The following is a 604-nucleotide window of genomic DNA, read 5'->3' as shown; positions in this document are numbered from 1 at the left end:
GGCCGCTTTGCAGGAACAGTTGAAATTAAGTTTACCGGAGTATATGGTTCCGATGATCTGGGTTGAGTTGGCAGAGCTGCCGTTGACGTCAAATGGAAAGGTGGATAGGAAAGCTTTACCGGATCCTGATAGTTCAGATTTGTCTACAAAAGAATATGTGGCTCCACGGACAGATACAGAACACCAATTGGCTCAAATTTGGGAGAATTTGTTGGGAATAGAGAAGGTTGGAGTTCATGATAACTTTTTTGAGTTGGGGGGGCATAGTTTACTGGCTACCCGATTGGTATCGATTATTCGTAAAGAGCTTTCCATAGAAATATCTATCAGGGAAGTCTTTGAATATACGACGATCGCGACGTTAAGTTTACATGTATCATCTCAATCAGTTGGGATATTACTACCTGCTGTTGTCGTAGAAGACCGCTCAGGACGGATACCTTTGTCTTTCAGTCAGGAGCGACTTTGGTTTTTGGATCAGTTAGAAGGCAGTGTTGCTTATCATATTCCTACTGTTCTTCATCTGGAAGGAGCATTAGATACATTGATATTAGAACAAACGCTTCAAAGTATTGTATCACGTCATGAGGTTTTGCGTACTATT

1 protein-coding gene is annotated in these 604 nt (G+C 41.6%); it reads left to right on the top strand.

Going from position 1 to position 604, the window contains the following annotated elements; genetic code table 11:
* Window positions 1-604 (top strand): phosphopantetheine-binding protein (locus FLA105534_RS00175; protein ID WP_246253123.1); only part of this gene is annotated, 604 nt, incomplete at both ends.

Origin of the sequence: Flavobacterium collinsii (assembly GCF_902804485.1) — a bacterium.
Taxonomy (GTDB): domain Bacteria; phylum Bacteroidota; class Bacteroidia; order Flavobacteriales; family Flavobacteriaceae; genus Flavobacterium; species Flavobacterium collinsii.
This window is presented reverse-complemented; position numbering and strand designations above follow the sequence as displayed.